The organism is Kitasatospora sp. NPDC056531, from assembly GCF_042794375.1.
Taxonomy (GTDB): domain Bacteria; phylum Actinomycetota; class Actinomycetes; order Streptomycetales; family Streptomycetaceae; genus Kitasatospora.
On sequence record NZ_JBHTTU010000131.1, the window covers coordinates 4,983 to 12,147 of the forward strand.

General features: G+C 73.7%; 8 protein-coding genes and 1 pseudogene. 2 read left to right on the forward strand and 7 right to left on the reverse strand.

Translation table 11 applies throughout. The features are described 5' to 3' along the window. Positions 1–331: 331 nt before the first annotated feature. Together ACFQ87_RS41200 and ACFQ87_RS41205 are read right to left on the reverse strand one after the other, a co-directional pair. The gene (locus ACFQ87_RS41200) at positions 332–2,404 is read right to left on the reverse strand and encodes a hypothetical protein (protein WP_380616092.1); all 2,073 of its coding nucleotides are present in this window, start codon (positions 2,402–2,404) and stop codon (positions 332–334) included. Between the two features lie 52 nt (positions 2,405–2,456). After that, entirely contained in the window at positions 2,457–3,236 is a 780-nt protein-coding gene (locus ACFQ87_RS41205; RefSeq protein WP_380616093.1) for a class I SAM-dependent methyltransferase, read from the reverse strand. A gap of 158 nt (positions 3,237–3,394) precedes the next feature. On the opposite strand from ACFQ87_RS41205, the pseudogene ACFQ87_RS41210 reads away from it, so the two are divergent. Then, positions 3,395–3,508: pseudogene (locus ACFQ87_RS41210) on the forward strand (helix-turn-helix domain-containing protein); the annotation flags it as partial. Continuing rightward, positions 3,466–3,927 carry a zinc ribbon domain-containing protein gene (locus tag ACFQ87_RS41215; protein ID WP_380616094.1) on the forward strand — a complete coding sequence of 154 codons (462 nt, stop codon included), beginning with the start codon at positions 3,466–3,468 and terminating at the stop codon, positions 3,925–3,927. The pseudogene ACFQ87_RS41210 and the gene ACFQ87_RS41215, both read left to right, overlap by 43 nt. A 48-nt stretch (positions 3,928–3,975) precedes the next feature. Here ACFQ87_RS41215 and ACFQ87_RS41220 read toward each other — a convergent pair whose 3' ends face one another. The 5 genes from ACFQ87_RS41220 to ACFQ87_RS41240 all read right to left on the reverse strand — a co-directional run. Beyond that, the gene (locus tag ACFQ87_RS41220) at positions 3,976–4,584 is read right to left on the reverse strand and encodes a response regulator (protein ID WP_380616095.1); all 609 of its coding nucleotides are present in this window, start codon (positions 4,582–4,584) and stop codon (positions 3,976–3,978) included. Next, complete coding sequence (locus tag ACFQ87_RS41225; protein WP_380616096.1) at positions 4,581–5,762, reverse strand: sensor histidine kinase; 1,182 nt, start codon at positions 5,760–5,762, stop codon at positions 4,581–4,583. Before ACFQ87_RS41225 ends, ACFQ87_RS41220 begins: the two co-directional genes overlap by 4 nt. A 15-nt stretch (positions 5,763–5,777) precedes the next feature. Then, positions 5,778–6,191, reverse strand: a complete 414-nt coding sequence (locus tag ACFQ87_RS41230; RefSeq protein WP_380616097.1) for a hypothetical protein — start codon at positions 6,189–6,191, stop codon at positions 5,778–5,780. Between the two features lie 108 nt (positions 6,192–6,299). Continuing rightward, entirely contained in the window at positions 6,300–6,821 is a 522-nt protein-coding gene (locus ACFQ87_RS41235) for a hypothetical protein (RefSeq protein WP_380616098.1), read from the reverse strand. A 146-nt stretch (positions 6,822–6,967) separates the two neighbouring features. After that, positions 6,968–7,165: GNAT family N-acetyltransferase (locus ACFQ87_RS41240; RefSeq protein WP_380616099.1), on the reverse strand; the 198-nt coding region annotated here is incomplete at its 5' end.

A 7,165-nucleotide genomic window follows, 5' to 3' on the forward strand; every position in this document is an offset into this window, starting at 1 on the left:
CTTGGGACAGCTTCCTGGGACCCTTTTTGTGTTTTTCCCCGAGAAGAAACCACTGGAGTTTTGTTTCTCCCCTTGGTCCCCCCCCCCCCTTGCTCCCCCCCCCCCCCTTTCCCCCCCCCCGAGGCCGAACCTCGACGGACACGACGAAGGCACCGGTCTGGCACGGAAGTCGGGATGCCGGACCGGATCGTACGGCCCCGATGCCGACCCTGCGTAGGGTGCGCGGCCGTCGGCTGTCACACCGCTTGTAGGCCGCGGCAGGTCACACTTCCTCCGGCTCACCCGAACGGGCCAAGCGAGGTGTCCGTATCCGTCAGCCCCGGCCCAGGGCTCAGATGCCGGCCAGGACGGCGCGCAGCCGCTCGTCCTCGCGGATGATGCTGTCCGCGAGGCCGAAGCCGACGATGCGCCGGTCCCCCTCGGCGAGTTCGGCGACGCGCAGACGCTGGTGGGCGCTCAGGGCGGCGGCGCCGAGGGCCTGAAGGGCCTCGCAGGCGCCCGCGACGTCCGCTCCGGTCTCGGCGGAGTGGAGGGCCGCCTCGGCGAGCTGGTCGAGGTCGACGGTGTCGGGGTCGGCGACGTCCAGCAGGGCGAGGGCGGCGGCGGGCGCCTTCTCGGGTTCGGCGAGCAGGTGTTCCAGGCGCGGGACCAGTGGCCGGGCGGCCGCGCCGAGGTTCCTGACCGCGCGGAGCGCGCGGACGACGGTCCCGCGGTACCAGAGCTGGTTGCCGGCCGTACGGTCCAGGACGGAGGCGAGGATCGTGACGGCCTCCTCGGCGTCTCCGGCGATCTGCCAGAGGGCGGTGGCGATCGCGATGTCGAGGTCCAGCTGCGGGATGGTCGGCTCGGCGTCCTCGCTGACCGCCGCGCGCAGGGCGGGGAGCAGCCCGGCGGCGACCGCGCCCAGGTCGGCGGCGGCCCGGGCGGCCTCGGTGACCTCGCGCGGGACGGTCAGTCCCTCGGCGGCGGCGCGAAGCAGGACGGCGGTGTCGCCGGTGAGGGTGTGGTGGGCGCGGGCCGCGAGGAACCCGGTGGCGGCCCGCAGAACGGCACCGGCCCGCTCGCGCTCGGCCTGCGGGCTGTCGGCGGCGACGGCCGCGATGGCGGTGGCCGCGTACTGGCATCGGGGCAGCACGGCGTACAGCTCGACCAGCGCGGCGGCGGCCTGCGGCCCCCACCGGCGCAACAGGTGGACCAGGTCGATGGTCTCGTTGGTGCCGAGCCCGTCGGCGGCCAGCCGCGCGCGGACGGCGGTGAGTAGCGCCGGGTCGAAGGGGAAGGCGGGGCCGTGGTAGTCGCCCGCGGCGTCGAGTGCGCGGGGGCGCCGGTCCAGGTCCCGGGCCAGCATCGGGGCGGCCTGTCGGGGCGCGATGCGGACGAGTTCGGCCAGCGCCTGGTCGGCCGCCTCGTCGTCGGGTCGGGCGGCGAGTTCGGCGAGGACGGGCGCGGCCTCGGCGGCGGCCGGTCCGAGCTTGCCGAGCAGGGTCGACGCCGGGTGCTCGGCGGCGAGCGGGGCGATGGCCGGGACCAGCCGCTGGGGGGCGCTGCGGGAGAGGTAGCAGGCGTGGTCGGCCGCCGAGACCGCCTCGGCGCGCACCTCGGGGCGGGGGTTGCGCAGGGCGGCGTCCAGCAGCGCGAAGGCGCTCTCGCGGTCGGTCTCGGTCCCCCGGCCCAGCAGGCCGTCGACGACCGCGCGCAGTGCCGTGCGGCGATGCATGCCGTACCGGTCGACGGTGAGTTCACCCGAGGGCAACACGCCGAGAGCGGCGTGGAGGTGGGCGTCGGTCCACGGTTCCTGGGCGTCCAGGGCGACGTAGAGCGCTGCCAGTCGCAGCGGCGCGGGAGTGGACCCGCCGAGCAGCGCGCGGGCCTCGATGGTGGCACCGGAGAGGTCCACCCGGCCGAGGGCGACGAGCAGTTCGGCCCGGACGCCGGGGTCCGCCTCCGCCACCCAGCGGCTCCGCAGGGCGGCAGGGGCGGCCTCGGTGTCCCGGGTGTGGCCGACCGTCCAGGCGGCGAGCGACCGGACGTCCGCCTCCTCGTGCGCCAACAGCGGTATCAGCACCGGGATCTGGGCGGCCACAGCGACCCGGACGGCGCCCGGCGCGATCCCGCACTCGTCCTCGCTCTCGGCCAATCCGCCCAGCAGACAGAGGACTTCGGCCGCCCCGTACTCGGCGGCGGCGATCCGGGCGAGGTACGGGACGGCGTCCGCACTGGCGGGGAACACCGTGCCCTGGTGGAGGATGCACGAGTACAGCTCGGAGATCGCCTCCTCGGCGTCCCCGCCGCCCTCGGCGAGGGCGCGCAGCAGGTCGGGCAGGTCCTCGGCAGGACCGTAGGCGTGCGAGACGGAGGCCCAGGGGTGGGCGTCGAGGTCGGCGAGAGCGTCGGCGGGATCCATGGGCGTGATCTTCGCAGCCGGCTCTGACAGACTCCGCCGTCGATGCGACGTCTCACAGCCGCCGGGTGCGCAGCACGCCGGTCAGCATCGGCAGGGTGAACTCGCCGTGGGCGGTTTCCGGTCGACCGGCGAGGAACTCGCGGATCCGGCCCAACAGGGCGTCCCGTTCCCGCTCCGGCAGGACCAGCACCCCAGCGCGGGTCGCCAGGGTCGCGACCAGCGAGTCGGCGGTGCGGCGCTGCCCGTGCGCGAACTCGACCTGCTCCGACGAGCCGAACCGGGCGGGCCCGCCGTTCTTCGGAAGGTGCGCTCCGGCCGACTGGACGCGCCAACTGGCGGGCGTGTCACGCGGGCCGATGGCCGCGCTCCCGCTGGCCTCCGCGAGCCCGGCCACCCAGTCGACCCGGTCGTCCATCAGGTTCCACAGGCCGGCCAGGATGCCGCCGGGTGCGAGGACCCTGGCGATCTCCGGCCCCGCGACGGCCATGTCGAACCAGTGCATGGCGTTGCCGACCAGCACGGCGTCGACGGAGGCGTCCGGCAGCGGGATCGACTCGGCGCTGCCCGACAGGCCGCGGACGGTCGGCAGCGAACGACGCAGCTCGCTGAGCATCGCCGGGTCGGGCTCGACCGCGATGACCTCGGCGCCCATCGCGATCAGCGTGGTGGTCAGCTTGCCGGTTCCGGCGCCGAGGTCGAGCACGCGCGGGCCGGGTGCGGGTTCGAGCGCCCAGCGCACCGCGTCCTGCGCGTAGTCCGGACGGTGCTCGGCATAGGCGGCCGCCGCCGCGCCGAACGACGAGGCGTGGAGTAACTGTTCATCATGGTTCACCTTTGATCTCCCCGGATGCCCCCCGGCCTTCAGACCGGGGAGATGGGGGTCCCCCACCCTGAGGGTAGGGTCCTTGGCTCGGAGCCGCGAAGCGGCGGAGTGATCTCCGGACGTTCTGACGTGGGCCGTTTGTCAGTGCAGGTCGGTAGGTTGCTCTTATACACCTTCGATACTCCTATCGCATCTACCCGACGGCCGGCCAGCGTGCCGCGCTGGCCCGGACGTTCGGGTGTGCGCGGGTGGTGTACAACGACGCTCTCGCGGTGCGGAAGGAGGCCCGCAAGGGCGGCCTGGCGTACCCGATGTCAAGGCAGCCCGGTACGGTCGCCACATCGGCACCGTCCACCGCGCGTTCCCCTCCTCCCAGCTCTGCTCGGAGTGCGGACACCGCGACGGCCCCAAACCCCTCGCGGTCCGCGAGTGGGCCGGCGGTGCGTGTGGTGTGCGCCATGACCGTGACCTCAACGCTGCTCGCAACATCCTGGCCGCCGGGCAGGCGGACAGGCTGAACGCCCCTGGAGGGCCGGTCAGACCCGGCGTGGCGATCCCGCGCCGGGCACAGCCCGTCGAACGGGGAAGCCACCTCGGCGACCAGCGGACCACGGGTGACCGTGCCGCAGGCGCGGAAGGAATCCCCGCCCCTAGAGGACGGGGAGGATGTCAAGCTAACGGCGCCAGGGGAGGCCGGTGACCGTCTTCGCTATTTCGGCGGCGGGCATCCGATGGCGCCACCAGCGGGTCAGAGCCAGCCCCGCTCGTCGGCCACGCACAGGGCCTCGGTGCGGTTGCGGGTGTCGGTCTTGGCGATGGCGGAGGAGAAGTAGTTGCGGACCGTGCCCTCCGAGAGGTAGAGCTTTCCGGCGATCTCGGTGACCCCCGCGCCTGAGCGGGAGGCGTTCAACACGTCGCGCTCGCGGGCGGTGAGCGGGGAGGTGCCGGCCGCGAGGGTCGCGGCGGCGAGTTCCGGGTCCACCACCCGCTCCCCCATCGCGACCCGGCGGATGGCGTCGGCGAGCATCTCCGCCGGGGCGTCCTTCACCACGAAGCCGAGCGCGCCCGCCTCCATGGCGCGGCGCAGGTAGCCGCCGCGGCCGAAGGTGGTGAGGATGACGACCCGGCAGCCGGGGGCCTGCTGAGCGAGGACCGCTGCGGCCGCCAGGCCGTCCAGTCCGGGCATCTCGATGTCCAGCAGGGCGACGTCCGGGCGGTGCTCGCGGGCCGCCTCCGCGACCTGGTCGCCGCGTCCGACGGCGGCGACCACCTCGAAGTCGACCTCCAGGTCGAGCAGCGCGCGCAGCGCGGTGCGGACGAGTTCCTGGTCCTCGGCGAGCAGCAGGCGGATCGTCATGTCGTCCCTTCGGAGGCGGAATCGGAACCGGCGCCGGTATCGGACTGCGGGACGGTGACCAGCAGTCGCCACCCGCGCGGGCCGAGCGGGCCGGCCTCGACCGTACCGCCCGCCGCCGCGACCCGTTCCCGCAGACCGGTCAGGCCCTTGCCGCCCCCGACGCCGGCCCCGACTGCGCCACCGCCACCGCCCCCGCCACCGCCCGTACCGTCGTCGCGAATCTCCACCGAGGAGGCGGTGAGGGCCACCGAGCATCGGTCGGCCCGGGCGTGCCGGACCACATTGGTGATGCCCTCGCGCACCACCCAGCCGAACAGTTCGCGGTGCTCCGGCCCGACCGCGTCCGCAGCCCGGGGCAGGTCGGCCACCACCCCGGCGGCGCGCAGCAGTTCGCGGCCGCGGGCCACTTCTCCGGCCAGGCTCACCTCGCGGTAGCCGGTGACGGCGCCCCGCACGTCGGAGAGCGCCTGGCGGGACAGTGTCTCGACGGCCGCCATCTCCGCCACCGCGTGCTCCAGGTCCTTGCCCGCCAGGCGTTGAGCGAGCCGGGACTTGACGGTGATCGCGGTGAGCGAGTGCCCGAGCAGGTCGTGCAGGTCCCGGGCGATCCGGTTGCGTTCGGCCTCGGAGGCGAGCCGCGCGACCTCGGCCCGGGCGGCGACCAGCGCCTGGTTGGTGGCGGCGATCTCGGCGAAGGCGCCGCAGGTGAGCGCGGTGAACAGCAGGGCCAGCGCCTGGAATCCGCCGGGCCCGGTGTGCCAGGCGGGTACGGCCCAGGGCAGCAGCAGCGCGGCCAGTGTGCCGATGGCCACCGCCCGGGCGGCGTACTTCCGCCAGAGCACCGCGATCTCCGAGACGATCACGGTGGCGAGGTAGAAGGCGTCCCCGTGGGCGAACGGCAGTGCGGCGAGGAACAGGACGGTCATCACCACCAACAGCGGTTTGATCCACCTCCGTTGGTCGCGCGCGAGGGCGAGTGCCGTGAGCGCGTAGCAGAGGCAGAACGCGGCGACCACGGCGTACCCGGCGACCGCGGCCGCCCCGGAGACGTTGCCGGCCAGTGCCACGGCGGTGAGTGCAGGGAAGACCAGCATCCCGGTGCCCAACAGGAGCCGCCGCCAGCCCCCCGCCCACTGGTGGGCGGGCCTCGGCGCGGTCTCACGGTCGAGGTCGGTCACCCTCGAGTCCCCCTATCAGAGCGTGGCGAACAGCGTACGCAGCTGCCGTCCGTTGATCACCACGGCCACACCCAGCAGTGCGAGGCCGCACAGGCCCTGTTCGATCTTCATCCAGACCGGGAAGGTCCCCGGCACGGCGATGATCGCGACGATGGCGGCGATCATCACGACCGAGAGGATCCGCAGCCGCCGGAAGGCGCCGCGGGAGCCGCCCGCCGCGCGGACGGTGAGCAGCAGGGTGACGGCGGCGCTGGCCACGACGATGGTGCCGCGGATCCAGACCGCCTGGGTCACGACGTCGGTGTGGGAGCGGAGGGCGAAGGCGGCCGCCAGCGTCAGGACGCTGAGGCCGAGGTAGGCGGTCACGAACCGGCGGACGGTGCGGAAGGCCCGACAGGTGTCGGGGTGGTGCAGATCGGTTGCGGTCATGCCCTCATCGTGGCCGCGCGGGCGGCCCGCCCGGCAGTGTGCTGGTTCACCGCCGCACCATGACAATTGTCAGTCCCCCAGCTCAGTCCCCCAGCTCAGTCCCCCGACTCAGTCCCCTGCCCCCGGCGAGGGCTGGTTCAAGGCGATCCGCGCCTTGTCCTCGGCGGTGGCGGCGGCCTCGGAGGGCGACGCCGTGCGCAGGGTGTTGGCGAGTCCGGGATCGGTCGGCACGATGGCGGCGTTCATGCCGGCCTTCCGCAGGAACAGCTTGTCGACCTCGGACGTGACCAACCTGGCTCCACCGACTCCGGTCAGCGCCGCTCCCACCAGGGCGGTGACGGTCAGGGCCGCCGGAGCTTCGGTCGGCGGATGCGCGCCGAGGATGACGGTGTCCTTGAGCGGGCCGTACAGTCCCCAGCTGACGACGGCCCCGAAGGCTCCCAGGAGGACGTTCCCGAGGAATCCCGGCTGGAGGATGCCGCGCTTCATCCATGGAATGGCGAGCTTGTTGTCGCTCAGCAGTGCGTTGACCAGGCCGCCGAGACCGCCGGCACCCCCGACGCAGCCCAGGATCTCCCACACCGAGGCGGAGGACGACGCTGTCGCCGTCAGAGACGCGAGAAGAGACATCACGACTCCGTTGGGAGGCATGTTCCGGTGGATCCCCGGAGCCGGCGGGCGGGACCGGGAGCGACCCCCAATGTCCCACCTGCTGCTGGGTGGTCAAAGCCGGACGGGCCATCCGGCGTAACCGGACGGCCGGGCCCGACTTCGCGTCAGTCCAGCAGGCGCACCATGTGCAGCTTGGCCATCGCCCGCCCGTCCACCAGGACGGCCCGCGGCTCCCGACCCCACACCTCGAACCCGCAGGAGGCGTAGAGCCGCAGCGCCGGTTCGTTGCCCTCCGAGACGGTCAGCAGCACCTGGCGCAGCCGCCCGTCCTCGGCGGCCGTCGCGAGCACCCGCCCGACCAG

Coding starts and splice junctions, on each gene's coding strand:
- ACFQ87_RS41200 (WP_380616092.1), bottom strand. CDS start 2,404: ATGGATCCCGCCGACGCTCTCGCCGACCTCGACGCCCACCCCTGGGCC.
- ACFQ87_RS41220 (WP_380616095.1), bottom strand. CDS start 4,584: ATGACGATCCGCCTGCTGCTCGCCGAGGACCAGGAACTCGTCCGCACC.
- ACFQ87_RS41230 (WP_380616097.1), bottom strand. CDS start 6,191: ATGACCGCAACCGATCTGCACCACCCCGACACCTGTCGGGCCTTCCGC.
- ACFQ87_RS41235 (WP_380616098.1), bottom strand. CDS start 6,821: ATGTCTCTTCTCGCGTCTCTGACGGCGACAGCGTCGTCCTCCGCCTCG.